Origin of the sequence: Virgibacillus sp. 7505, from assembly GCF_002272135.1 — a bacterium.
Classification (GTDB): Bacteria; Bacillota; Bacilli; order Bacillales; family Amphibacillaceae; genus Terribacillus.
Genome location: NZ_NPBF01000004.1, coordinates 150,301 through 176,358 on the forward strand (window position 1 = coordinate 150,301; position 26,058 = coordinate 176,358).

A 26,058-nucleotide genomic window follows, 5' to 3' on the forward strand; every position below is an offset into this window, starting at 1 on the left:
CGGTGCAATGCTTCAAACTAAGAAAGAAAGGAGTGGAATACGATGCAGGTAATGAAACCTATCTATCGAGATGATTGTCCGGTCGGGGAAGGATGGATTTATGAGGTGAAATATGACGGATTTAGAGCAGTTCTGACAGTTGCAAGTGACAGTGTGACACTGACAAGCAAAAATGGAGTCGATTTATCTCCCCAATTTCCCGAGATCATCTCGTATGCTGAACAGCAGATGGATTTAGTGGATAAGCACATCCCTTTCTCAATTGATGGTGAACTGATCATACCTAAAAATGCAATTAGCGGTGATTTTGGTTTGCTTCAAACACGCGGCAGATTGAAATCAGCTGATCGGATCAACCAGATTGCGTCTAACCGCCCTGCTGTGCTGATGGCCTTTGATTTGCTGATTGACCGTGGTAAGAATCAGGAAAAACGGCGGCTGACTTCCAGGAAGCAAGCATTACAGGAGCTGATCGACCTATTCGATAATCATTCAGGAGCTATACGGTACGTGGATTATTCCTTAGACTCATCTGCTTTGATGGATTCTGTCATTTTGCATCAGGGTGAAGGCATTATAGCTAAACGCTCAGCGAGTACATATAAGACTGGAAAGCAGCATCATGACTGGTATAAGATAAAGAATTGGCGTACAATTACTGCGATCCTGACAGGATATGATAAGGAAAATGATTATTTCCATGCACAGCTGTCAGATGGTAAAGGTCATTTCGTGCCGATCGGAAAATGCAAGCATGGGATGGAGGAAACAGAGCGAAGCACACTGACAGCTTTTTTTAAGGAAAATGGAAAAACAGAAAATAATCTCCTGCTTCTCCCTCCAGCAGTTTGCGCCAAGATAAATTGCCTCGGGCAGGCGGACGAGGAATTACGCGAACCAAGATTCCATGGTTTAGCCCCCACAGTGGCAGCAGCCGATTGCACAGAACAGCAAGCAGCTATAGATCTTGCCCAGTTTCCGCAATCAGTCGAGCTGAGCAACCTGGACAAGCTATATTGGGAAGAAGCACATATTGATAAGCTGCGTTATCTGCTTTATATTCGGACCGTCGCACCATTCATGCTGCCTCATATGATAAATCGGGAGATGACGATTATCCGCTGCCCCGACGGAATTGAAGCGGACTTTTTCTATCAGAAGCACAGACCTGATTATGCACCTGATTTTATTCCAGATACGAAGTCATTGCAGTGTCCGGACTTGCAGACGTTGATTTGGTTCGCAAACCACGGAAGTATCGAATTTCATGCACCATTTCACCATATCGGAAATGAGTTTCCCCGGGAAATCGCGATTGATCTTGATCCGCCAACGGATGATGCACTTCCTCTGGCCATCAAGGCTGCAAATTTGCTGAAGAACTGGCTGGATCAAATGCAGCTCTCTTCGTTTATCAAAACTTCTGGCAGCAAAGGGTTGCAGCTGTACATCCCGTTACCTAAAAACCAGCTTACTTACGAACAAGCAGGCACCTTTACAGAAGCATTGGCAAGATTACTCGTACAGCAGCATCCAGATCTTTTCACAATTGAAAGAATGAAGAAAAATCGCCATGAGCGTTTGTATATCGATTATGTTCAGTTCGGTATGGGAAAAACACTGCCAGTTCCATACACGGCACGAAAACGCAGCAGCGGCTCTGTCAGTACTCCATTGTTTTGGGAGGAAGTAAAAGAGGGTCTCTTACTTGAGGACTTCACCATTTTCACTGTGCCAGAGCGCTTACGCCAAAAAGGCTGTCCCTTTACTTCCTATGGGGAAGTCCGGAACAGCCAAAGGCTGGATTCTATCATCCAATTGGTATGATCATTTGAATTCGAACGCCCATGCTCCTTGGCGGAAGACTGCGACTGTAGTTCCGTCTTCTTTCACGCCATCGATATCCAGATCAGCAGATCCGATCATGAAATCTTCATGCATGATGCTGTCATTCACGCCTGCCGCTTCTAGTTCTGCGGCTGTCATATCATTTCCGCCTGCAATACAAGTAGGATATGCCTTTCCTAATGCAAGGTGGCAGGAAGCATTCTCATCGAACAATGTATTATAAAAAATCAAACCGGATTGTGAAACTGGAGACTTATGCGGAACAAGTGCTACCTCGCCAAGTCGTTTAGCACCAGCATCCGCTTCCAGAAGGTTTTTCAGCGCTTCTTGGCCTTTTTCTGCCTTATAGTCAACCACTTCGCCATCCTTGAAAGTCAGCTGGAAATTTTCGATCAGCTGGCCATTGAAATTGTAAGGCAGTGTACTGGAGACTGTACCGTTCACACCATTCTTGTGCGGCATTGTGAATACCTCTTCAGTTGGTATATTGGCATTGAATTCGACCCCTGCGTCTGTCGGACCAGAACCGCCGCTCCAAATATGCCCTTTTGGAAGCTCGATTGATAAATCTGTACCTTTTGCTTTATAAATCAATTTGGAGAACTGCTGCTTATTCATATAATCGGCAGCTAGGTGCAGCTGTTTATTATGCGCCTTCCAGGCAGCATTCGGATCTTCATTCCCCGTCACGCGGCTGATGCGCAGGATTTCTTCCATCATTGCTTCCTGTGCTTCCTCGACCGATTTGTCCGGGAACACTTTCTTGGACCATGCTACGGTCGGATAAGCAACGATTGACCATTGCATTTTGTCCTTCATCATGTAATCACGATATGGTGTTAATCCTTTTCCAGCAGCTTTCATATATGCCGCAACTTTGGATCCATCTACTTTTTCCAAAAGATCAGGATTCTCACCAAGGATATTCAGAACTGCGTAATTATCCTTGACCATTTCGTTACGAGCATGAAATTTCCATGCAGGTACATTCTCCAAAGCTTCGATCGGAGCATGTGTATAACGCTGAACGACCAACTCATCATCTAACCACTCTGTATGTACATCTTTAGCACCTGCTTTATACGCCTCTTCCGCTACCATGCGAGTGAAACGGACAGATTCAATCGGTGCTACAAGCAGAAGTCCTTGTCCCTTTTGTAGATTAACACCGGTCTGGATAGCCAGTTTGGCGAATTGCCGAAGCTGTTCTTCGAATTTTTTCATTTGAATACCCCTCCATTAAAACAAATATACCCACCTATTATATCGTAAAATTAGAATATTCACGAAACATTAGACATAACTGAATGTTTTGCGTAAGAATAATTAATTTCCTGAGCAGTCAAAAACCCGAACTCACACAAATCTTTTTTTTGAAGATTCATGTCAAAGTTCGGGCCTTCGATTTAGTCCACTCTTATTTATTCGTCAAAGCTTGCTCCAATGTTTCGATATTTTTATCCATCAGACTGAAGTAATCTTCACCTGCATCGATTTCATCCTCCGTGACCGTTTCCAGGTTATGGATTCTGAGTACGTCTGCTCCGATTTCATCTTGAACGATGGTTGCAACCTTTGGCGAGATATTCTGTTCGAACAATACATAATTAAGCTTGTTATCTTCTGCAGTATGGATGATTTCCTCTAATTCCTGCTGTGAAGGTTCATTTGTCGGTGAAAGACCAGTTATAGCAATTTGTTCGATACCATAACGATCTTCCCAGTATCCATACGCTGCATGAGAAACGATGATTTTCTTGTTATCCTTGCCTTCTACAGCTTGTTGGAATTTTTGATCAAGTTCGTCCAATTCTTTCGCTACCGCTGCATAGTTGTCTTCATATGTTGTTTCGTTATCTGGGTCAAGCTCAACAAGTGTATTTTTCATATTCTCCGCCATCTGCTTTGCACGTTCCGGATCAAGCCAGTAATGCGGATCGATACTTCCATGGTCATGCTCTTCTTCTGTTGCCTCTTCTTCATGATCATGTTCATCTTCCGTAGCCTCCTGACTGTGATCGTGCTCTTCTTCCGTAGCTTCGTGACTATGATCATGCTCTTCTTCGAAAGGAAGCAGGTTGATACCTTCTGCTAATTGGGCTATCTTAACATCTTCGTCCCCTACCGCATCGGCAATCGTTTTAGCGTATGTTTCCAGCTCATCACTCGAATAGAGGAATGCATCTGATTTCGCGATATCCACCATCTGATTCGACGTTGGCTCGAAGTTATGTGCATCACTTCCAGGCGGTAGTACGGATTCCACTTCCACTTGGTCGCCGCCAATTCGTTCAGCAAAATACTGAATTGGATAAATCGTTGTATAAACCTTAAGCTTTCCATCTTCTGTGCTTTTTTGACTGTCGTCATTTCCACAAGCTGCAAGCAGAACCAAAAGCAAGGCCGTGCTGATTAAAAATAATGATTTCTTCAAAATGATTCCTCCCGTTACATATAAGCTCTAATCGAGATTATATCGTAACCATTACTATTTGTAAACAGTAATAATTACGTTTCGTTCACAAAAAAATACTGCCTATCAATTATTGACAGGCAGGGCAAATGCCATACACTTCGAAATTATGGTTTTCTATTGTATAGCCACCTGGCAGCACCGTTTTCACATCTGCTATAGGACAAACATCAATTGCTTTCGTAATGCCGCATTGTTTGCAGATGAAATGATGATGATGGCCTTCTATATTGCAATGGAAACGGAAATGCTTATCACCGTCAATAGTTGTCATTTCCAGGATACCAAGTTCGGCCATCGTATAAAGATTACGGTACACGGTATCGTAGCTGGCACTCGGAAAGTCCTCACGAAATTCTTTCCAAAGATCATTCACCGCAGAATACTGGGACCGTTTCTGGAAGATATCCAGCAGTTTTTCGCGCTGCTTTGTCTGCTTAAAGCCATTCTCTTTCAGAATATGCATCGCACGTTCATTATTCATACGCTTTCCGTCCTTTATCTTGCAAAATTATTATGATTTCTTCTCGATATTCAGGTCTGCCTCTAAGCTTACTTCCACATTTCCTTTAATCGCTCTTGTGATCATACAGCTTTCTTCCGCCTTGACGGCAAGCCTCTCCAGCATCTGGAATTGCTTCTCTGTCGCTTCTTCTTTCAAATATACTGTAGGTCTATGGATAATTCGCTTGTACGTAATTACGCCATTTGTTTCGTCAACAATACCTTCTGATTCCAGTTTCATTGATGATAGTGGCAGATTAGCACGTTCGATCATTGCTGCTAACGTGATGATATAGCAAGTTGCCGCTGCTCCGAGCAGCATCTCATCTGGATTCGTACCGATGCCGGGGCCACCCATTTCTGGCGGAATACTGATTTCCGTCTTCAGGTTTCCTGCTTCTATTGTACCGGAGCTGTTTCTGCCTCCCGGCCAGGCTGCCGCTAAATGAAAATGATGTTCTGACATGGTACTCGTCCCCTTCTGCTATCGTTGTGCTATCTTCCATTTTAACGCTTCTAAGCAGGAAAAACAAAATGTCTGATCAAAAAACCTTCTACCAAAAGGTAGAAGGTTTTTTAAAATTATTCAGTTCCGCCAGCGGAATCCTCTTTTTTATGATCACCTTTGTTTTTACCGGACACAATCCAGCCGACTACTGCAATTGCAACCAATACACCATAGAAGATTAATTTCCAAGTAGTGGAATGAGCAAAGTCATGTGGCAACACACCCACCGCATCATGCGCAAGTGTACTAACTGTGAGCTTAACCCCTACCCAACCTACGATAATAAAGGCTGCAATCTCCAAAGCTGGTCTAGAGTGAAGAAGGTCCACGAAAATGTTAGCTGCAAAACGCATAATGATCAGACCAATGATACCGCCTGCAAAGACTACATAAAACTGTCCGCTATCCATGCTTCCTACTTGGCCCCAGCCAGTCGGAGGAAGTGCAACAGCGAGTGCTACTGCAGCAAGAATAGAATCAACTGCAAAAGCAATGTCAGCAAGCTCAACTTTCAAAACAGTCATCCAGAAGCCACTCTCTTTTTTCGGCTTCTTGTTAGCAACATCATTGTTCTTGGCACTGAATTTGTCGTACAGGTTCTTTATGGATATGAACAATAGATACGCAGCACCAATCGCCTGTACTTGCCATACATCGACAAGGAAAGAAATGACGAATAGCGATAGGAATCTAAATACAAATGCTCCCATTAATCCATAGAAAAGTGCTTTTTTACGTTGATCTTCAGGTAAATGCCTTACCATGATTGCTAGTACTAATGCGTTATCCGCTGCAAGCAGTCCTTCAAGTCCGACAAGGACAATCAGAACCCAGCCATACTCGAGAAGTAATTGTGCATCCATGTAGTTACGCTCCTTTAAGTGTAGTATGCGATTATCTTTGCAATCATACCCCATCTTAGTAAAGGCGTAACACTTTTTACTAAAAAAAAGCGAGACCTTTACCAAGAAGGTAAAGGTCTCGCTAACAACGTCTGAGTTGCCAATAAAGCCGGAGATTTCTCTCGGAATGACGACTTTACTGTACAGCTACTCCCCTTTAAAAGCATATTGCGCTTATCACACATTCAGTCTAGTAGAATACAAGGCGAATGTCAACAATTTATTGCAGGTATTTGCCAAGATCTGCTTTGAGCTTCTCTAACAGCTCCAGACTGCTTTCCCGGCTTGCACTGTTCACACCATAATAACTCTTGATCTTCGGCTCTGTTCCGGATGGACGCAGGCATACCCAGCTATCCTTCTCAAGGAATAGTTTGATGACATTTTCCCGTGGAAGTGTGATTTTCTCTTCCGTATCGGATTCGAGAATACGGCGTGTTTGTGTGGAATAGTCCTCCACTGTAAGTACCTTCAGGCCGCCGAGCTCTTGTGGTGTGTCTGCGCGTACAGCATCCATCATAGCGGCAATCTTCTCAGCGCCATCCTTGCCTTTTAGCGTAATGGAATGAAGATCTTCCAGGAAGAAGCCATGCTTCTCATACAATACATGCAATGCTTCAAGCAATGTCTTCCCTTGAGCACGCCAATGCGCAGCCATTTCGCAAGCGATCATAGCAGCCTGCACAGCATCTTTGTCACGGACAAAGTCACCGATCAAATAACCATAGCTCTCTTCATAGCCAAACAAGAAATTCTCGTCTGTTGTTTCGAATTGCTTGATTTTTTCACCGATATACTTGAAACCAGTAAGGGTATCGATTGTATCGACACCATAAGAAGCTGCTACCGCACGTCCCATTTCAGTCGTTACGATTGTTTTGATTAGTTTTCCGTTACGCAAATCAGCTTCTGAAGCATTCGCCAGCACGTAATCCAGCATCAATGTACCAAGCTGGTTTCCTGTCAGCACTTGATAAGCACCATTTCCGTCCTGTACAGCAACTCCGAGACGGTCTGCATCCGGATCGGTTCCAATCAGAACATCTGCTCCAATTTCCTTTCCTTGCTCCATAGCGAGTGTGAAAGCCTGATGCTCCTCTGGGTTTGGAGATTCAACTGTAGAAAACTCTGGATCCGGCTTTGCTTGTTCTTTGACCACATGAACATTTTGGAAGCCAAGCTGGTCCAAACCACGCAAAACAAGATCATGAGATGTACCATGCAGCGGAGTGAACACGATTTGGAGCTTGTCCAATTGCTCTCTCGCAGAATCAGACATATAAGAGATTGTTTTCAGTTCCTTCAGGTAGGCACTGTCCACATCTTCCCCGATCGAATGCAGCAAACCGTTTTCACGGATAGTTTCCAGATCTTCAACCTCCACAGCCAGTTCGTTTTCCACCTTTGCAATTTCCGCAATAATAGCTTCTGCCTGTTCAGGAGGAATTTGGCCGCCATCTTCGTTATACACCTTAAAGCCATTATATTCAGGTGGGTTATGGCTTGCTGTAATCATGATACCAGCAGCAGCGTTAAGATGACGTACCGCAAATGATAGAAGCGGAGTTGGTCGCAGGGATTCGAATACATGCGCCCGAATACCATGTGCTCCAAGAACACGTGCCGTTTCATCCGCGAACTCTGGAGACATGTAACGAGAGTCATATGCAACAGCTACGCCGCGCTCCTTATAATCAGAAATGTTTTTTTCCATATATACAGCCAAACCTTCTACAGCTTTGCGGACAGTATAAATGTTCATACGGTTTGTACCCACACCAAGCACACCACGCATACCGCCTGTACCAAATGTTAATTCTTTATAGAAAGCATCCTCCAAAGCTGCTTCATCATCAGCAAGCTTCGTCAGCTCCTCTTTATATTTCGGATCAAGTGCTTTGAATATAGTCCATTTCTTATATGTATCTTGCCATACCATGAGTTTTCCTCCTGAAAAATAAGTATAGTGATATCCTATCACATTTGTAAGTTGAATTGGCGCAGAATCCCATCCTGCTGGAAATTTAATAAATACTTGGGGAAAGGGTTACGCCATAGCCCGGCTATGCTATGCTAAGCTATATCAATAATTGGAAAGGATACTGATCTAAGTTGACTCAGAAAAAATGGTTCCAAGGCCTTGTGGCCGCTGTTCTGACTTTCACACTTATACTGTTGATTGCGAAAGTCGATTTCATCTTCCAGCCTCTGGCTACATACATAGGAGCGATTGCATTCCCGATGATTGCAGCCGGCCTTCTATTCTATATCACCAAACCGCTCGTGCGGCTCCTGGAGAAAATCCGCTTCCCAAAATGGGTAGCCATCCTAACGATATTCCTGCTCTTGATTGCGCTGGTATATTTCGTCTACAAATTCGCTGCACCAATCGTGCAAACCCAATATCAGGCATTGGTGAATAACATCCCGGGCATCACAAATCAACTCACGTCGATTGTGGACTATTGGGAGGAAAATCACTCTGCATTACCTGATCAAGTAGAGGAATCCATTCAAAATTTCGCAACAACCTTACAATCCAGCTTGCAGGATGTTCCAGGTTATCTGATCGGATTCATTTCCAGCCTGGTCAACTTTCTGTTCACATTGGTTTTGATACCCTTTTTCTTATTCTTTATGCTTAAAGACGGAGAAAAATTGATTCCATTTATAACAAAATTTTTCGATAAGAGAAAAGGTGCCAGTGTTAAGAAGCTGATGGAGGATTTGAATCATACGTTAGCATCCTTCATCCAAGGTCAGTTCATTGTATCGGTGTGTGTCGGCACGATGTTATTTATCGGATATGTGATTATCGATCTCAAGTATGCCTTCACTCTCGCTATTATCGGACTGGTCTTTAATGTCATTCCGTTTCTCGGTCCGTACCTAGCTGCTGTACCTGCTATTCTTGTTGCTTTATTCCAAGAACCAAAACTAGCTATCTTAGCTGCAGTCGTCATGCTCATTGCCCAGCAGATTGAAGGAAACCTGATTTCTCCGAATGTCATGGGAAAAGCACTGAGTATCCATCCGCTGACAGTTATCACGCTTATTCTGGCAGCCGGAAACATTGCTGGCTTCCTCGGTCTTCTGTTCGTCATCCCATTCTATGCCGTGTGTAAGACTATCATCTCCCACTTCTACCATGAATGGGTCGATTATAGGATGAAGAAAAAATCTGCTGCTGGAGTTCAAGCAGAATAGGAGGTCAACTATATGGTAAACAATCAGCCTCCCTTATGGACAAGAGCCTTCATTTTCTTATTGCTGGGCAATTTGTTCACTTTTATGAGCTTCCAGATGCTGCTGCCGAATCTGCCGCCGTATATCGCCTCCATTGGCGGCAGCAGCTTACAGGTTGGATTGGTAACAACAGCATTTTCGATTGCTGCGATTCTAATCAGGCCATTCATTGGCCATATCCTGCTGACGAAGAAAAGGAAAACGCCGATACTGATCGGTTCTTTCCTTTTGCTCGTCTGTGCAATTCTATATCCCTTCACCCAAATTGTTACACTTCTATTAATATTCCGCTTTCTGCATGGAGCAGCTTGGGGATGGAGCACCACCACAAATGGCACAGCCGCGGTTGACCTTGTACCGAGAAGGCGTGTCGGAGAAGGCATGGGTTATTTCGGTCTTTCTATTACTATCGGTATGATCATTGCACCAAGTGTCGGTATCTTCCTCTATCAAACTTATAACTTTCGGACGCTAATCCTCGTATCGATCGTACTTGGCATGGTTGCTTTTCTATTTCTGGCACTGACTCGATATGCTGAACCTGAAGCATTGTCACGAAACCAAGCCCAGCCTCCTAAATTTTCTTTTTTTAAGTCATTGATCGAAAAGAAAAGTGCCTATCCTGTATTCATTACGTTCCTTACATCATTCGGGTACGGTTCCATCGTCACTTATCTTGTCCTTTTTGGTCAGGAACAGCAGCTTACTGGAACATTTCTCTTTTATTTAGCCAATGCTTTATGCGCAACGGTTTCCAGACCATTTACTGGCCGCTTGTTCGATGCCAAGGGACCTTGGGTGCTGATCATGGGTTGTTCCGTTGTTGCTTTCCTTGCCATGTGGATACTCAGCATAGCATCAGCTAACTGGTATTTCATCGTCTCCGGTGCCTTATTCGGAATCGGTTATGGGTCTATGATCCCCGCTTTGCAAGCGTGGACAATTTCCAAGACAGATGTAGAAAGAAGCGGCATTGCCAATGGTATGTATTATTCATCTATCGATTTTGGCATCGGTTTGAGTGCCATCATCCTTGGCATCCTGCATCAATTCGTTTCGACATCTACCCTGTTCCAAATGTCGAGTTTCCTATTTTTGCTCGTATTTTTGTTCACGTTGACCGATTTTGTTATCAAGCGTCGAAGAGATCAGCAGCACGCTTTAAATGTAAAGAAATTATAAAGAATACAACAAAAATGAGATACATCGGTAATCACGGGTAAACAGGTACTATCGTCCTTTTTTCTGCATACTTTGGTGCTTTCATTTGTATTTATTTATAAAAGCATGTAGTATAGGGATAATATTTTCAACATTGTATTTATTTCGGATAGCGATGTTGATGTTGTGTTTCTTCCATAACCCGTTTCAGAGCGGCAGCGGTTTGCAAGGGATTTCCCCGGGAACCGGGAATTCAGGCTTGCAAGATAACTGATTCCGGCTGAATGGGCTATTGAAGAGTATTTTAGGGTATTCCATACTTATAAGGAGGATCTACTTATGCAGACTACAAATGTTTTGGAGCTGAAAAAACAGTACGAACAAACACATTTCGAGCTGTTGAAATTGTTGAACGAACAGGCAAGCCTTAAGCAGCAGCTGAAGGATCTTCCTGAAAGTGAACGCAGCCAGTCCGAGAAACTTCTTCTGGCAGAACTAAAAGCACAGAATGAAGCTGGTGTGCTTGGAGATTCCACGATGGATTCGATCTTCAAGGCTGTTTTGCAAGCGAAGACGAAAGAAGAAGAGGCCGCAAGCAAGCGTCCGATGCTTGTATCCCGCGCTTATAAAAACGAAGATACAGTTATCGACTTGAAAGGTGAAAAGGTCGGTACTGGTAAGGCAAGCTTCGTCTTTGGACCATGTTCTGTGGAAAGCTACGAGCAAGTGGCTGCGGTAGCGGAATCCTTAAAAGACAAAGGACTTAAATTACTACGCGGCGGTGCCTTCAAGCCCCGTTCATCACCATATGACTTCCAAGGCTTAGGTGTAGAAGGCTTGGAAATTCTGAAGCGTGCAGCAAATGAATACGATTTGGCAGTCATCAGTGAAATCGTCACTCCGCATGATATCGAGAAAGCACTTGATTTTGTCGACGTCATCCAAATCGGCGCACGTAACGCCCAAAACTTTGAATTACTGAAAGAAGCAGGACGTACCAACAAACCTATCCTGCTTAAACGCGCCCTGTCTGGTACTATTTCAGAATTCATTGCAGCGGCTGAATACATCCACTCCGAAGGCAATGGCCAAATCATCCTTTGCGAGCGCGGTATCCGCACGTATGAGACAGCGACACGGAATACATTGGATATTTCGGCTGTACCAATCCTGAAACAGGAAACGCATCTTCCTGTAATGGTTGATGTGACACACTCTACTGGCCGAAAAGATATCATGCTTCCATGCGCGAAAGCTGCATTGGCTGTCGGTGCAGATGGAGTCATGGCTGAAGTTCATCCGAATCCTGCTGTTGCATTGTCTGATGCAGGTCAGCAAATGGATATTCCAGCATTCGATAAATTCTACAAAGAACTCGCTGCCTTCCAAAGCAAGATCTAAAACGAAGAGGACCGTCACTAGTTGTGACGGTCCTCTTTTTATTTAAAGTCGATTGCACAGCTCTCAGCTATTCTTCGATAGCCAATTTTCTGGTACAGCTTGTTGGGTCCGGGATCATCCGCATTTGTGAACAAGCAGCAGAATTGCTTCCCATCCTCCAGCAATTTCGCAGAAAGTGCCGCTACGAGCGTCTGGGCATATCCCTTTCGCTGCTGTTCCTCAGGAGTGAATACCGCGTTAATCACAATCCCATTCCGGCTTTCTCTTGAGCAGCCAGCCATACTTACGATCTGACCATCAACCGTCCAGACGTACATCCGCTTTTGCGCAATCAGTCTGCCGATTACTGTATCCGCTCGTTCCTCTGTCATATGTTCTCCAGTAACTTTTCCAAATTGCATTAGCCAATCACGTAACAGGACGAAATCATCATTAACGGCCGCACGCATCTCCCCTCTGGCAGTACTTATATCCGTTACTTTATCGAGCTGATAGATGAACTGATTCATGTGTACTTTTACCTGTGTTTCGTTCAGCTGCTGCCAAGCTCCCGCAAATTGATTCGCTTGTTTTACTGGACCGATAACTCCGGGCAGATCGGGTGTTAAAGTTTGAACAAGCTCAGCTAGCTGGGCAGCTTCTTCCTCAGTCCAGACTGCGCCATCAGATAGGATGATCCGATTTCCTTTTGTATTCAAGAAGACTAGCCGAATTCCATCATTGTCCTCGCCATACCCAAAAACCGATCCCATATCTTCTCCCTCTGCCATTCTGCCAAGCAAACCCAACAGCAGATTATTTTCTGCTTCACGCTCCAATAAAAATGATTCCGCTTTTTCCAGCAGCCGATGCACATCCTGCTCTTGGATAAAACGCATCCTTTCCCCTCCTCGCTTGACGTTTAGACTCCTTCTTTCCTATTCTTAGTGTAGAGGTGATGATATGAATAGACAAGAGCTGGAAACCAAACTGGCTGAATTGAAAATGACGTATGCAAGCGTGCAGGCAGACGCTGACAAACTGGCATCAAGCGGTGCTGGCGCTGCCCACATGGAAAGACAGCTTGAGGAGATGGAAATCGAGATCAAATCGCTTCGCCAGCAGATCCGGGCACTGGAATAATTCCACAGTTCCCGGATATACTAATACATGCAGAGTATTTGGATTACACATAAAAAAAGCGTATAATGGATATAATGAAAACGCATTTTTTGCGTTTATTTTTTTAAGGGAGAGATTTTATACATGAATAGTCCGGATGATCCTGGGAGTCCAGTTTTACTCCAACTCGTATTGATTGGTATTTTAACAGTACTGAATGCTTTTTTTGCTGCAGCAGAAATTGCATTGGTCTCACTGAATAAGAACCGCATCTCACAGCAAGCAGACGAAGGTGATAAGAAAGCGGCAATGCTGCAAAAACTTATTGCTGATCCTAGTAAGTTCATCGCAACTATCCAAGTGGGTATTACGCTGGCAGGCTTCTTCTCAAGTGCCTCAGCTGCTACCGGGCTTGCAGATCGATTCGCTGGTGTACTTGGAGATATTCCTTACGCACAGCAAATCAGCGTTGTGGTCATTACTGTCTTGCTGTCTTATGTAACACTTGTATTCGGTGAATTATTCCCGAAAAGGGTTGCCCTTCAAAACGCGGAGAAGATTGCCAGATTCTCTGTCACACCGATTCTATTTATCAGTAAAATCGCAATGCCATTCGTCAAATTCCTTTCCTTCTCCACGAATGTACTTGTGAAAATCACACGTGTTGGAAATGATGCAGAAGCCGAAAAGGTCTCCAGGGAAGAGATCAAACTTCTGGCTCAGACTGGACAGGAGGAAGGAATCCTGAACGCGGATGAATTCGATATGATCAAAGGTGTTTTCGACCTTGATGATAAAATTGCACGTGAAATCATGACGCCGCGGACAGATACATTCACCCTAAGCATCGATACCCCAGCTGAAGAACTTGCAGATATTCTGCTCGAACAGAAATATTCCAGAATTCCGGTCTACCAGACAGACAGCGATACTATCGTCGGTATTCTGAACATGAAGGATTATTTCAAAGCAGTACGAGAATATGGATTTGATGGAGTGCGACTCGAAGCTATTTTGCGGGAAGCGCATTTCGTGCCCGAGACTAAATACATTGATGACCTTTTAAAAGAATTGCAGCAGACACATAATCATCTTGCAATCCTGATCGATGAGTATGGCGGCTTTTCCGGTATCGTCACGATGGAAGACATGATTGAAGAGATTGTCGGAGATATAGATGATGAATACGATGAAATCGAAGGAGAGCTGACCCGTATCGATGATAATACGTATATGGCGAGCGGTTCCCTTCAAATTGATGAATTCAATGATTTCTTCGATACAGATATCGATGTACCGAACTTTGATACGATTGCAGGCTTCATTCTAAGCCGCATCGGTTCGATCCCTGATGAGGATTCCGATACAGTTGTGGAATATGAAAACATGCTCTTCACTGTAGAATCTGTACGGGATAATCGACTGGAGAAAATTAAAATTGAATTGAAGCGCCCGCATAGCGAGGCAACGATTTAAAACAAGAAACTGCCTGTTCCATAACAGGCAGTTTCTTATTTTTCGACTAAAAAGCGATGAAGCCTCTAATCATGTTATGCTGTATGTAATGAGAAATAGGAAAGGGTTTTGAACGTGGAAGCTACAGCGCAGCAAATATTGAAGGATTATTACGGCTACGATACCTTCCGTAAAGGACAAGCCGAAGTAATCGAGCATGTGATGAAGAATGAAAATACATTAGCGATCATGCCGACAGGCGGAGGAAAATCGATATGTTACCAGGTGCCCGCTTTAATGCGCCATGGTACTGCACTGATCATCTCTCCGCTTATCTCCTTAATGAAGGATCAGGTCGACGCACTGACGGCAATGGATATACCTGCCGCTTATATAAACAGCACACTCGAAGCTGCCGAAATGGAATGGACGATGCAGCAAGCTGCAGAAGGTGCCTTCACCTTCCTTTACGTGGCACCAGAGCGACTGGAGAATTCTCGTTTCCTGCACATGATCCGTCGCCTTTCGATAAGCCTGATTGCTTTTGATGAAGCTCACTGTATTTCCCAGTGGGGACATGATTTTCGCCCAAGCTACCGATCTGCTATCAGCATACTGGATAAACTGACAGAGACACCGCCTGTCATGGCTCTGACCGCTACTGCCACGCCGCAGGTAGCAGACGATATTCAGAAACTGCTGGATATCCAGGAAGACTTCACGACTCGCACAGGCTTTGCTCGTGATAATCTTCGCTTTCAAGTAGTTAAAGGTGCAGATAAGGAGCGCTACATCCTGGATTTCATTCAAAAACGCAAGCAGGATACCGGTATCATCTACGCACCTACTAGAAAGCTAGTCGACCAGCTTTCCCTGTTCCTGGACCGACAAGGAATCAAAACAGCCAAATACCATGCTGGCATGAGCGAGGCAGACCGACAGGCCGCACAATCTTCCTTCATCCAAGATGAAGTCAGTGTCATGATCGCAACGAATGCTTTCGGAATGGGTATCGATAAAAGTAACGTACGTTATGTTCTGCACTATGCCTTGCCTATGAATATGGAAGCCTATTATCAGGAAGCAGGCCGTGCAGGTCGTGACGGTGAACCGAGTGATTGTGTACTGCTCTTCTCAGGTCAGGATGTACATTTACTGAAGTTCCTAATTGAAAATTCATCTTCCGATACACAAGCGGAATATCAAAAACTGCAGCAGATGATGAATTACTGCCATACACAGAGCTGCCTCCAGACGTATATGCTTCACTATTTTCAAGATCCGCACATCCCAGAGGATTGCGGCAGATGCAGCAACTGCTTGAATGAATTCGAGAAAACGGATATGACACGAGAAGCGCAAATGGTACTTTCCTGCATCAAACGGATGGATGAGCGCTTTGGTGCTGTATTGGTTGCGAAGGTATTGAAAGGTTCCAAGGACAAACGAATCAAGCAATTCGGTCTCGAAAGTCTTTCCACGTACGGCATTATGAAAAATCGGACAGAAAAGGATATCACACAGTTCATTCATTATCTTTCTGCTGAAATGATTCTCGCTCCAACTGATGATAAATATCCTGTTCTGACACTAACAGATGAAGCTGTCCAAATTCTTAAAGGTGAAAAGAAAGTGATGATGCAAATTGCCAAAGCTACCGAGACAGCCGAAGCGGATTATGATGAAGCGTTATTCCAAGAATTGCGGGAATTGCGCAAGCAGATTGCCCAAGCAGAAGGACTGCCTCCATACGTCATCTTCTCGGATGCAACACTAAAAGAGCTATGCCGATACATTCCGCATACGCAAGATGAGATGCTGGGGATAAAAGGTATCGGGGAAAGACGGATGGAACAGTATGGAGACCAATTCCTTGAAGTGCTAAAGCAGCATGAGCAGACAGCGATTGTACCTAACCGTGATCAAAAGCCATTACTCCAGGAAAAGCAAGATACTCCAAGTCATCTAATCAGTTTTGAAGCCTTTGAGAAAGGCAGTTCCATGGAAGAAATAGCAAAGGATAGAGGCTTGACTCCAATGACTGTCAGCAATCATCTTTTCAAAGCCTATGCAGATGGAGAACCACTGGACCTGCAGCAGTTTTTTACATCAGAGCAGGAAACAGCAGTTCTCGATGTACTGAAGCAGCATGATACACTTCCAAAGCTTCGGGAAATCAAGGAACAAATGGATGTAGCGTGTGACTACCATGCCATTCGCGCTGTACTCGTGCACCATGGTATTCTAGATCAATGAAAAAAACCCGCATTACTGGCTTTCTCCAGTAATACGGGTTTTTATTTAATCGAATTTGATTGCCCAGCTTCCATCACGGAAAACGGGTTCGGATGATCCATCTGCAAAAATGCCGTCAATGGAAAGGTCTGCTGATCCGATCATGAAATCAGTATGTGTCAAACTGTCGTTAACTCCATGCTTATCAAGCTCTTCCGCATTCATGGAAGCTCCGCCTTCCAGTGTAGTCGGATAAGCTTTTCCTAAAGCAACGTGACAGGATGCATTTTCATCATACAGCGTATTGTAGAAGATGAGACCAGACTGGGAAATTGGAGATTCATGCGGTACTAATGCAACTTCCCCAAGACGCAAAGCTCCCTCGTCTGTTTCAAGCAAGTGCTTCAATGTCTCCTGACCTACCTCGGCTTTATAATCGACAACCTTTCCTTCTTTGAAGGTAAGTGTGAAGTTATCGATCGTATTTCCATCATAAATCAATGGTTTTTTACTTGTAACAGTTCCCTCCACGTCGTATTTATGCGGCATCGTGAACACTTCCTCAGTCGGCATATTCGGATTGAATTCAGTACCGCCCTCGGTAGTAGAAGAACCGCCTTTCCAAATATGACCTTCTGGTAAGCCAATCGTCAAATCTGTTCCTTCAGATTTAAAATGCAGCTTCTTGTATCGTTTGCCATTCAGTACGTCGCGGGCATTGTGCAGCGTAGCATTATGCTCCTTCCACGCCTGAATCGGATCGTCCTGATCAATACGGACAATCTTGAAAATAGAATCCCAAAGAAGCTTCGTTGCTTCCTCAGCAGATTTCCCTGGGAAGATTTTTTGTGCCCAGGCGTCTGTCGGAATAGTTATGATCGTCCATGGAACGATATCATTCATTGTATAATGACGGAGATGCTGCAAAGCTTGCGCAGTAGCTTTTGTTGCTTGTGCCACTTTGTTTCCATCCACATCTTTTAGAAGGTCAGGGTCAGTGGAACGAATCTGCAAAAGTGCTGCACCCTTCTTCATATAATAAGCACGCTGCTCTACCAGCCAATCAGGGATGTCTGTCAGTACTTCCTCAGATTGATGCTTATATTTCAAAAGCATGAGAGTATCATCTGACCAATTGATATGTACCTCACTTGCGCCCAGTTCATAAGCACGTTTTGCAATCAAGCGTACAAATTCCGCTCCGTCAAGCGGTGCCATGATGAATAGCGGTTGATCCTTCTGGATATTTACACCTGTACGCAAAGCGACCTCAGCATATTTTTCTAATAATTCCTTATCTGGCATTGGAATCAATCCTTCCCGTCATTAAATTCAGACTATTCTTCCATTCTAGTAAAGTATGCACAAATTGGCACGAAATATGCCTTGGATGTGTAGCTGCGGTGACCAGAAACTGCGCTGTAAGCAATGTATCCCTGCATGGCGAAAAGCGCCCCACTCCGGGCTCCCTTGCTTACCGCTCCGTTTCTAAACGGTTTCTTTCGCTTTTCTTAGTTTTTCTGACTTTCGATTTCTTCTACTAGCAGGGATAATTCTTCCCATCGCTCCATCTTTTTTTCCAGTTGCTGTTCCAGCTCCTGTTGCTCGGTAAACAGTTCTTGGACACGCTCACTGTTACTGCCTGCCTCGGTTATCCCTTCGGCACACGCTTCCAGTCGCTCTTCCAGATCAGCAATTTCGTCTTCTATAGAGTTCCATTCCTGCTGTTCTTTATAAGAAAGCTTCTGCTTCTGCTTTTTCTTTTCTTTCTGCGCTTGGACTGGCTCTGGCTTTGTCTGTTGCAGTTTCGGCTGTTCCTGAACCTTTTCCCGGTACTCGCTATAGTTGCCATAGAACGTTGAGACTGCCCCTGCTCCTTCGAAAAGGATTAGCTGGTCCACTACACGGTCAAGGAAATAACGATCGTGGGAAACCGTTATGACGACACCTGGATAGCTCTCCAGATAATCTTCCAGAATGCCCAATGTTTCCGTATCCAGGTCATTGGTCGGTTCATCTAGAAATAGGACATTCGGTTCCTGCATCAATACACGAAGCAAATACAGCCTTTTTCGCTCACCGCCTGATAAACGGTGGATATACGTATATTGATGATTCCGCGGGAATAAGAATTGCTCCAGCATCTGTTCTGCAGTGATGATGTTACCATCAGCAGTATGGATAACTTCGGCTACTTCCTTAATATAGTCAATAATGCGCAGCTGCTGGTCCATATCCTGCTGCAGCTGTGTATAATACCCCAGCTTTACTGTCTCTCCGGTCTCAACCTCCCCTGCTGTCGGCTGGATTCTGCCTGCAAGTGTATTCAAAAGGGTCGTCTTCCCGCTCCCATTCGGACCGATAATTCCAATACGATCTCCTGGTTTGAACAGGAAGTCGAAATGACTGAATAGCGGCTTATCCCCGAATTGGACCGTTACGTCTTTTGCCTCCAGCACTTTCTTTCCTAAACGGGCTGCTCCAACCTGTAAGTCCAGTTCGTTCTCCTGTGTCTGAAACTTGGTTTCTTTCATTTGCTCTACTCGCTGGATCCGTGCTTTTTGTTTGGTTGTCCGGGCTTTTGCTCCGCGGTGCAGCCATGCAAGTTCCCGGCGCAATGTATTCTGGTGCTTTTCCTGATCCAGCAGTGTCTGAGCCTTCCGTTCTGCTTTTTTCGTCAAGTATGTTTCATAGTTTCCTTCATATCGATAGAGACTGCCCATCTCCAATTCAAAGATATGGCTCGTTATCCGATTCAGGAAATATCGATCATGTGTTACAAGCATAAGAGCTCCAGGATAGCTAGGCAGATAGCCTTCAAGCCATTCGATTGTCTCGTTATCCAGATGGTTTGTCGGCTCATCCAGAAGCAGCAAATCAGCAGGCTGAATAAGCGCTTTTGCTAATGCTACCCGTTTGCGCTGTCCACCTGATAAAGTGTCGACAAGCGCTGTATAATAATCTACTCCAAGCTTCGTCAGGATTGTTTTCGCCTGCGTACTTGCATCCCATGCATCTTCTGCATCCATTTTAGCTTGAAGGGTGAACAGCCGATTTTGCGTCTTTGCGTTATCTGGCTCCTTCTCCAAGCTTGAGAGTGTTTCCTCATATGCACGAATTGTCTGCAGGATTGGACTAGTACCGCTAAAAACTTCCTCCAGAACAGTTTTACCCGGAGTCAATTCCGGCTCCTGGGCCAAATAAGCCAACTGAAATGTTTTGCTGTGGTCGATGTTTCCGCTATCCGAACTTTCGATACCAGCCAATACCTTCAGCAAAGTTGATTTTCCAGTTCCGTTTACACCTACCAGACCAATTCTTTCACGGCTTTCGATGTGGAATTCGATTTCCTGAAACAGCTGTTTATCTCCATATGTCTTCGTAAGATTCTCTACACTGAAAATACGCATGTACTCCTCCTTCCTGGACAAGGAAAAAGCCGCCCGTACAGGCGGCTTTTCCTCATCCATCCCTGCTTATTGCTGCGGCATGGACTTTCTGGCACCATGATTGACAGGGCCTACATATTGATTAAGCTTGAAGCCTCCGCGAATCGCTTCTGTAATGAATGTCTTCGCTTCATAAATCGCTTCTTTCACACTGCTGCCGTTCGCTAACAGCGCACAGATAGCTGCAGAACTTGTGCAGCCAGCACCGTGAGTATAAGTCGTATCGACATTCTCACTCTCAAGAATTTCAAAGCTTTCTCCGTCATAAAGCACATCAATTGCTTTATCTGTCTCAAGCTTGCTGCCGCCTTTTACAAGGACGTATTTCGCACCGAGCTCATGGATTTTCTGTGCTGCTTCTTTCATTTCTTCCACAGAATGAATAAGTGGCATTTGCGCCAGTTTAGCAGCCTCGAACAAGTTAGGTGTGATCACAGTCGCAAGCGGGACTAGTTTCTCACGGAGACTGACTGTGTTTTCCGGCTGCAGCTCTTCATCCGCACCTTTACATACCATAACCGGGTCAATTACTACATTTGGTATATTGTTTTCTTTAATCATGTTTGCAGCCAATTCGATGATTTCCGGAGAACCTAGCATTCCTGTTTTCACTGCATCAACACCAGCACCTACTACGATCGTATTGAGCTGTTCCTTTACAGTATTCACATCAACCGGGAATACATTATGATGCCAGTTATTATAAGGATCCATTGCAACGATTGTCGTCACAGCAGACATTCCGTATACGCCAAATTCCTGCATTGTCTTCAGATCCGCTTGGATACCTGCCCCGCCAGAGGAATCTGAGCCTGCAATTGTCAAAGCTTTTTTCATGTCCGTTACCCCTTTTGCACACATGCTGTCATTTTTTTCACTAGTTTTATTATACTCCTTTTCCTCCATGACTATCAACCAGCCTGCATATAAGCAAAGAGCCCGAGTTAACTTTTGAGGAATTCTGCATTATATAAGGTTTTTCGTCAATCCTCTCTCCTTTTACTGGAAAACTATGTTGGATTTGTAATACAATGAATCTAGTTGTTTTTACCTATTTTATTAAGGAGGTGTTCCCTGTTGGAAGAGTATGGATTGGAAGAATCATATTTAAATAAGAGTTCTGCGCTCCATCGCCGGCATTATGGTCAGTATTTCACCCCCGATTATATTGCACACATGATGAAACAATGGGTGCTGCATAATCTGGAGGGCAGGAGGCTGCTTGATCCTGCTGTCGGTATGGGGAAGCTGGTTAAAGATATACCAACTACATATGATATAGACGCTTACGATGAGGACTTAGAGATTCTGGAAGCTAACAGGCACTTTTTCTCATCCCATTCGTCCATTCAGCTATATGAGCATGATTTCCTTGTAGATGGATGGGACAAAACATATGACGGTATTATATGCAATCCTCCCTATATTCCTTTTCGAAACGAAGATGAGAAGGAAATCTACTTAAACTTATTCCGGCAGAATATGGGCGTCTCGCTTTCTACATATACTAATTTGTACGGTCTATTTATATTGAAAGCACTGCATCAGTTAGAAGAACACGGACGTGCTGCATTTATTGTACCTTCAGACTTTTTGAATGCACGGTATGGGACGAAAATAAAAGAATATCTTCTGGATGATAGCGGCTTGGAAATGATCATAAATACTGACATCCAGATGGGCTGGTTCAAAGGGGCAGCGACTACCAGCTCTCTCCTGCTATTCGATAAGTCAAATAGAAGTGACACAATTGAGTTTATTCGAACGCAATCCAATGAGGAGCTTCAGCAGGCAGCAGCATATATGCTGTCTGATCGGAAAAAGCCCCTGGGTATCATTCGCCGCCAACAGGATCTGGCCCCGGCTGATAAATGGAGATTACATTTCTATCAGGAAGACCAGAAACGTTTCAGGAACGTCCAGCCGCTTAACCATTTTGCTGCAGCTAAACAGGGTATAAAAACTGGATCAAATCAGTATTTCTGCTTCAATAATAGCAAGATGCGCCAGTGGAACATCGGCAAGCAGCATTTTCTGCCTTGCATTTCTAAATCAGCACAATTGAAAAATCCCTTTTTTACGTATATTGATTACAAACAGCTCGTGCAAGAGGATGAACAAATGCTTTTGCTGAACGCTGATGATGAACAATTAGATCATGCATTGGTACAGTATCTGGAGGATGGCAAGGCCCACCGCGTCGATCAGCGCCACCTCATCCGATCCCGCAAACCATGGTACCGATATCCTGTAGTGGACGCAGCTTCGATCTTGGTAAGTGTATTCAACCGGAAGCAGATACAGTTTGTGCGAAATAAAACCAATGTCCGCCATCTGGACCAGTTAATCGGTATTCATTTTTATGAGGAATATGAACAAGATGCAGATCTTTTCATGGCTTATTTCCTCAGTGACAGAGCGCAGGAGCTAATGGCAAATCCTCACAAGGAATACGGTAAGGATCTGAAGAAACTGGAGCCTGATGATCTGAACTCATCCCTTGTCTTGGATGTTCACGCACTTTCTGAGGATCAGAAGCAGGAAATCCGCAGTCTATACGGACGAATCGAATATTTAACGACACATGACGGAGATCAGCGGGAATTGGAGCACCACTATCGGCTGCTGAACGAGTTGTTTCATGATTGGATACAACCATTTGAGGAAGAGGAGCTGTAAAAAAAGCTCCTCTTTTTTTGGTTAAAAACGCTAAACTAATCCTGGATTCCTCCGATAGATACGAATGTACATGTATAGCTACTAGGGGGATGACATTGGAAAATAAAATTGAAGCAATCATAACAGCAGTGCCATATATAAAAGCAATCCTTAGAGAAGAAGCAATGATCACCATTTTTGATGCAGAGCAGTATCTGTATTATTCTCCAAGTGCAGATCTAAACTTCCACCATAAAGCTGGAGATCCATTACCTGAAGATTACAAGCAATTCAAGCAAGTCAATCCAGACGGCGTTACTATCGTAAAAGTACCGAAAGAACAATTCGGCGTACCATTTGATAGCATTTCCATCCCGATAAAAGACGATGATGGGAAGATGATTGGCGGCTTGAATTGTGCAGTGACGACAGCCAAACAAGATCTGTTCAAGGACATTATCAGCAGTATGGAAAGCGCAACCGATGCTTTACTAGGAAAGATACAGCATATTGCAGCGCATTCTGAGGAGTTATCTGCAACGACTGAGCAAATCTCCGAGAATACACGCAATACAGTGGCACACTCTGCTAAAATAACTGATATTGCAGGAACAATCAAAGGTATCAGCGAACAGACGAACCTACTCGGTCTCAACGCAGCCATCGAAGCAGCACGCGTAGGCAGTGCTGGCGCCGGATTCGGAGTTGTGGCTACAGAAGTCCGCAAGCTCAGTATTGAATCAAAGAATGCAACTGTCAGTATCGAAGACACACTTCGTGCAATAAAGGATTCCATCAATCGGATGCAAAATGATTTCCAGGAAATTGCAAGCTCTTCCCAGGAGGAAGCCAAGCTTGTTACAGAGTTTATGACCGAAATTGAAACGCTGACAAAAACAGCGGCTGACCTTCGTGAATATGCAGAAAAGAATATCCTGACATAAAAAAGACGAGCCTGGCATGAAAGCAGGCTCATCTTACTTATTATTCTTCGAAATTACGACCATCGTTACGGAACCACGGATAGTCTGTTCCGAATGCCACTGCCATTTCCTTGGAGCGTTTCAACCGTTCCTTTCGATAGGCAGCACGCTGCGGCGCACCATCATGCAGCCACTTCTCTTCCGGGCTTTCCGGAAATACTTCTGGTACTACAACCGGCTGTTTGTTGTCATCCAATGCAACCATCGTTAAAAACGCTGTTGCCGATACCTTTCTGTCTCCTGTGCGCAAATCCTCTGTCACTGCTTTGACAAAAACCTCCATGGAGGTATTGTTTGTCCACGTAACAAATGCTTCTACACAGATTGTATCTCCTACTTTCACCGGTGCAAGGAAATCCACACTGTCGGTTGAAGCTGTCACAACAAGCTGTCTAGCATGGCGGTATGCAGCGATTGCTGCTACGTCATCGATATGAGCCATGAGCGTCCCTCCGAACAGCGTACCGTGGTTGTTCGTATCAGGAGGAAGTACATGGGACGTTTTAACTGTCAAAGATGCGATACATGGTTTCGATTTCACTATGGGTTCCTTCTTTCCGCCAGACTTTAGGCTACAAGATCGGGGAGATCAAACGTGAAATGGATTCCTTGAAACGAATCCAGTTTGACCTCTGTTTATATAGTTTATGTGAAAGCTGTGTTGATAATAGGATATCCTCTTCAAATTTTTCTTTCAATACCCCTGCCGTATTTTGATCATATAAAAATGCATTTACTTCGAAATTCAGACGGAAGCTTCGGACATCGATATTAGCTGTTCCGACCGAAGATATCTTATCATCCACCACAATCGTCTTCGCATGCAGGAAGCCATTTTGATAAATATAAACTTGGGCACCGGCCTTGATCAAGTCACCAGCATTCGAGTAAGTTGCCCAATAAACAAATGGATGATCCGGCTTGTTCGGAATCATGATCCGGACGTCTACCCCTGACAGCACAGCAACCTTCAGTGCATCCGCCAGACTCTCATCCGGAATGAAGTATGGCGTCTGGATATATACATACTTCTTGGCAGAGAGAATCATCTTGATATAGCCATGCTTGATCTGCTCCCATTCAGAATCCGGTCCGCTTGAAACGATCTGGACCCCGACATTACCGACTGGTTCAGATAAATAATAGCGGTCTTCATATTCGATATCGTGCCGGGAAGCTTGGTTCCAATCCAAAATGAAGCGTGTCTGCATTGCTCTTACGGCCTCTCCAGTGATCCGCAGATGCGTATCACGCCAGTAACCGAATTTTTTATCATAACCTAAATACTCATCCCCGATATTGAAGCCGCCAATATAGCCGACCTTCCCATCGATGATAGCCAATTTACGGTGATTTCGGTGATTGAGCTTCAGATTGATTTTCGGAATGAAGGACGGGAAGAAAGCTTCGATTTCAACACCAGCTTTTACGAGTCTGCGAACATAGTTCTTCTTGATACTTCGCGAGCCCATATCATCATATAAAAAGCGAACTTTGACGCCTTCTTGTGCCTTCATAATCAATACATCTGCCAACCGTTCGCCAAGCTTGTCGCTTCGCACAATATAATACAAAAGGTGGATATGGTCCTTTGCCTGCGAAAGATCATGCAGCAGCGCATGAAACTTCTTCTGGCCATCCGTGAACAGCTCCACATCATTCCCCTGCGTCAAAATTGCATCATCGTTCCGCAAATGCATGTAGGCCAGGTCTTTGTATTCCTTAACCGCCTCCTGTTTATAGACGAATGTATCTTCCTCGATAGCGCGTAATTGGGCCTGTACTTGCTTCTTCACACCAAGTCTGGATTTCGTATCCCAGGTGAATATCTTACTCGAGAGCTTGCGGCCGAAAAGCAAATAAATCACGAAGCCCGCTACCGGAATAAAGACGAGTACGAGCAGCCATGCCCATGTGACACTGGCATCGCGCCTTTCCAGGAAAACAATCGCTAATGCCAGGAGAATATTTATGATAGTTAATAATCCTAATAAATACGCAAATATATGCACATGAGCGTCTCCCTTCATATGTAGCATATTTCCAATTACCCATACTAATATATAGTATCACAGCAAGCATTGACAACTTCTTGAAACCCCAAAAGAAACAAAAGTATTGAAAAGCGTCAAAC

At 44.3% G+C, this 26,058-nt stretch carries 21 protein-coding genes; 9 read left to right on the forward strand and 12 right to left on the reverse strand.

Going from position 1 to position 26,058, the window contains the following annotated elements:
• The first annotated feature begins 42 nt into the window (after window positions 1–42).
• The gene (ligD, locus tag CHH91_RS00715; protein WP_095221002.1) at window positions 43–1,827 is read left to right on the forward strand and encodes a DNA ligase D; all 1,785 of its coding nucleotides are present in this window, start codon (window positions 43–45) and stop codon (window positions 1,825–1,827) included.
• Here ligD and CHH91_RS00720 read toward each other — a convergent pair whose 3' ends face one another.
• The 6 genes from CHH91_RS00720 to CHH91_RS00745 all read right to left on the reverse strand — a co-directional run bounded on the left by CHH91_RS00720 (window position 1,828) and on the right by CHH91_RS00745 (window position 8,174).
• Window positions 1,828–3,072 (reverse strand): aminopeptidase, encoded by a 1,245-nt coding sequence (locus CHH91_RS00720; protein ID WP_095221004.1) that lies wholly within the window; start codon window positions 3,070–3,072, stop codon window positions 1,828–1,830.
• A gap of 193 nt (window positions 3,073–3,265) precedes the next feature.
• Window positions 3,266–4,282, reverse strand: a complete 1,017-nt coding sequence (locus CHH91_RS00725; RefSeq protein WP_095221006.1) for a metal ABC transporter solute-binding protein, Zn/Mn family — start codon at window positions 4,280–4,282, stop codon at window positions 3,266–3,268.
• A 109-nt stretch (window positions 4,283–4,391) separates the two neighbouring features.
• Complete coding sequence (locus CHH91_RS00730; protein WP_095221008.1) at window positions 4,392–4,805, reverse strand: Fur family transcriptional regulator; 414 nt, start codon at window positions 4,803–4,805, stop codon at window positions 4,392–4,394.
• A 30-nt stretch (window positions 4,806–4,835) separates the two neighbouring features.
• A complete protein-coding gene (locus CHH91_RS00735) occupies window positions 4,836–5,291 on the reverse strand; it encodes an OsmC family protein (protein ID WP_095221010.1) in 456 nt (151 codons plus the stop codon).
• Window positions 5,292–5,407: 116 nt separating this feature from the next.
• Window positions 5,408–6,196: a TerC family protein gene (locus CHH91_RS00740; protein ID WP_095221011.1), complete on the reverse strand. Its 789-nt coding sequence runs from the start codon at window positions 6,194–6,196 to the stop codon at window positions 5,408–5,410.
• 259 nt (window positions 6,197–6,455) lie between these two features.
• Entirely contained in the window at window positions 6,456–8,174 is a 1,719-nt protein-coding gene (locus tag CHH91_RS00745) for a phospho-sugar mutase (protein ID WP_095221013.1), read from the reverse strand.
• 173 nt (window positions 8,175–8,347) lie between these two features.
• On the opposite strand from CHH91_RS00745, the gene CHH91_RS00750 reads away from it, so the two are divergent.
• From CHH91_RS00750 to CHH91_RS00760, 3 genes are all read left to right on the forward strand, one after another.
• A complete protein-coding gene (locus CHH91_RS00750; protein ID WP_095221015.1) occupies window positions 8,348–9,442 on the forward strand; it encodes an AI-2E family transporter in 1,095 nt (364 codons plus the stop codon).
• Between the two features lie 12 nt (window positions 9,443–9,454).
• Window positions 9,455–10,663 (forward strand): MFS transporter, encoded by a 1,209-nt coding sequence (locus tag CHH91_RS00755; protein WP_095221017.1) that lies wholly within the window; start codon window positions 9,455–9,457, stop codon window positions 10,661–10,663.
• Between the two features lie 318 nt (window positions 10,664–10,981).
• Entirely contained in the window at window positions 10,982–12,043 is a 1,062-nt protein-coding gene (locus CHH91_RS00760; RefSeq protein WP_095221019.1) for a bifunctional 3-deoxy-7-phosphoheptulonate synthase/chorismate mutase, read from the forward strand.
• A 38-nt stretch (window positions 12,044–12,081) separates the two neighbouring features.
• Here CHH91_RS00760 and CHH91_RS00765 read toward each other — a convergent pair whose 3' ends face one another.
• Window positions 12,082–12,921 (reverse strand): GNAT family N-acetyltransferase, encoded by an 840-nt coding sequence (locus tag CHH91_RS00765; RefSeq protein ID WP_095221021.1) that lies wholly within the window; start codon window positions 12,919–12,921, stop codon window positions 12,082–12,084.
• Window positions 12,922–12,985: 64 nt separating this feature from the next.
• Here CHH91_RS00765 and CHH91_RS00770 point away from each other — a divergent pair, with 64 nt between their 5' ends.
• The 3 genes from CHH91_RS00770 (at window position 12,986) to recQ (ending at window position 16,855) form a co-directional block, all read left to right on the forward strand.
• A complete protein-coding gene (locus tag CHH91_RS00770) occupies window positions 12,986–13,165 on the forward strand; it encodes an SE1832 family protein (protein WP_095221023.1) in 180 nt (59 codons plus the stop codon).
• Window positions 13,166–13,288: 123 nt separating this feature from the next.
• The gene (locus CHH91_RS00775; RefSeq protein ID WP_095221025.1) at window positions 13,289–14,620 is read left to right on the forward strand and encodes a hemolysin family protein; all 1,332 of its coding nucleotides are present in this window, start codon (window positions 13,289–13,291) and stop codon (window positions 14,618–14,620) included.
• A gap of 114 nt (window positions 14,621–14,734) precedes the next feature.
• Window positions 14,735–16,855, forward strand: a complete 2,121-nt coding sequence (gene recQ, locus CHH91_RS00780; RefSeq protein WP_095221027.1) for a DNA helicase RecQ — start codon at window positions 14,735–14,737, stop codon at window positions 16,853–16,855.
• 45 nt (window positions 16,856–16,900) lie between these two features.
• On the opposite strand, the gene CHH91_RS00785 is transcribed toward recQ, so the two are convergent.
• The 3 genes from CHH91_RS00785 to pdxK form a co-directional block, all read right to left on the reverse strand.
• Window positions 16,901–18,139 carry an aminopeptidase gene (locus CHH91_RS00785; RefSeq protein WP_095221029.1) on the reverse strand — a complete coding sequence of 413 codons (1,239 nt, stop codon included), beginning with the start codon at window positions 18,137–18,139 and terminating at the stop codon, window positions 16,901–16,903.
• A 206-nt stretch (window positions 18,140–18,345) separates the two neighbouring features.
• A complete protein-coding gene (locus tag CHH91_RS00790; RefSeq protein ID WP_095221030.1) occupies window positions 18,346–20,244 on the reverse strand; it encodes an ABC-F family ATP-binding cassette domain-containing protein in 1,899 nt (632 codons plus the stop codon).
• Between the two features lie 66 nt (window positions 20,245–20,310).
• Window positions 20,311–21,120, reverse strand: coding sequence for a pyridoxine/pyridoxal/pyridoxamine kinase (gene pdxK, locus CHH91_RS00795; RefSeq protein WP_095221032.1), 810 nt, complete (start codon window positions 21,118–21,120; stop codon window positions 20,311–20,313).
• Window positions 21,121–21,360: 240 nt separating this feature from the next.
• Here pdxK and CHH91_RS00800 point away from each other — a divergent pair, with 240 nt between their 5' ends.
• Complete coding sequence (locus tag CHH91_RS00800) at window positions 21,361–22,962, forward strand: Eco57I restriction-modification methylase domain-containing protein (protein ID WP_176465613.1); 1,602 nt, start codon at window positions 21,361–21,363, stop codon at window positions 22,960–22,962.
• A gap of 95 nt (window positions 22,963–23,057) precedes the next feature.
• Window positions 23,058–23,885 (forward strand): methyl-accepting chemotaxis protein, encoded by an 828-nt coding sequence (locus CHH91_RS00805; protein WP_483372375.1) that lies wholly within the window; start codon window positions 23,058–23,060, stop codon window positions 23,883–23,885.
• 40 nt (window positions 23,886–23,925) lie between these two features.
• On the opposite strand, the gene CHH91_RS00810 is transcribed toward CHH91_RS00805, so the two are convergent.
• Together CHH91_RS00810 and cls are read right to left on the reverse strand one after the other, a co-directional pair.
• On the reverse strand, window positions 23,926–24,465 hold the full coding sequence (locus CHH91_RS00810; RefSeq protein ID WP_095221038.1) for an acyl-CoA thioesterase: 540 nt from the start codon (window positions 24,463–24,465) through the stop codon (window positions 23,926–23,928).
• Between the two features lie 31 nt (window positions 24,466–24,496).
• Window positions 24,497–25,936 carry a cardiolipin synthase gene (cls, locus tag CHH91_RS00815; RefSeq protein ID WP_095221040.1) on the reverse strand — a complete coding sequence of 480 codons (1,440 nt, stop codon included), beginning with the start codon at window positions 25,934–25,936 and terminating at the stop codon, window positions 24,497–24,499.
• Window positions 25,937–26,058: the final 122 nt, after the last annotated feature.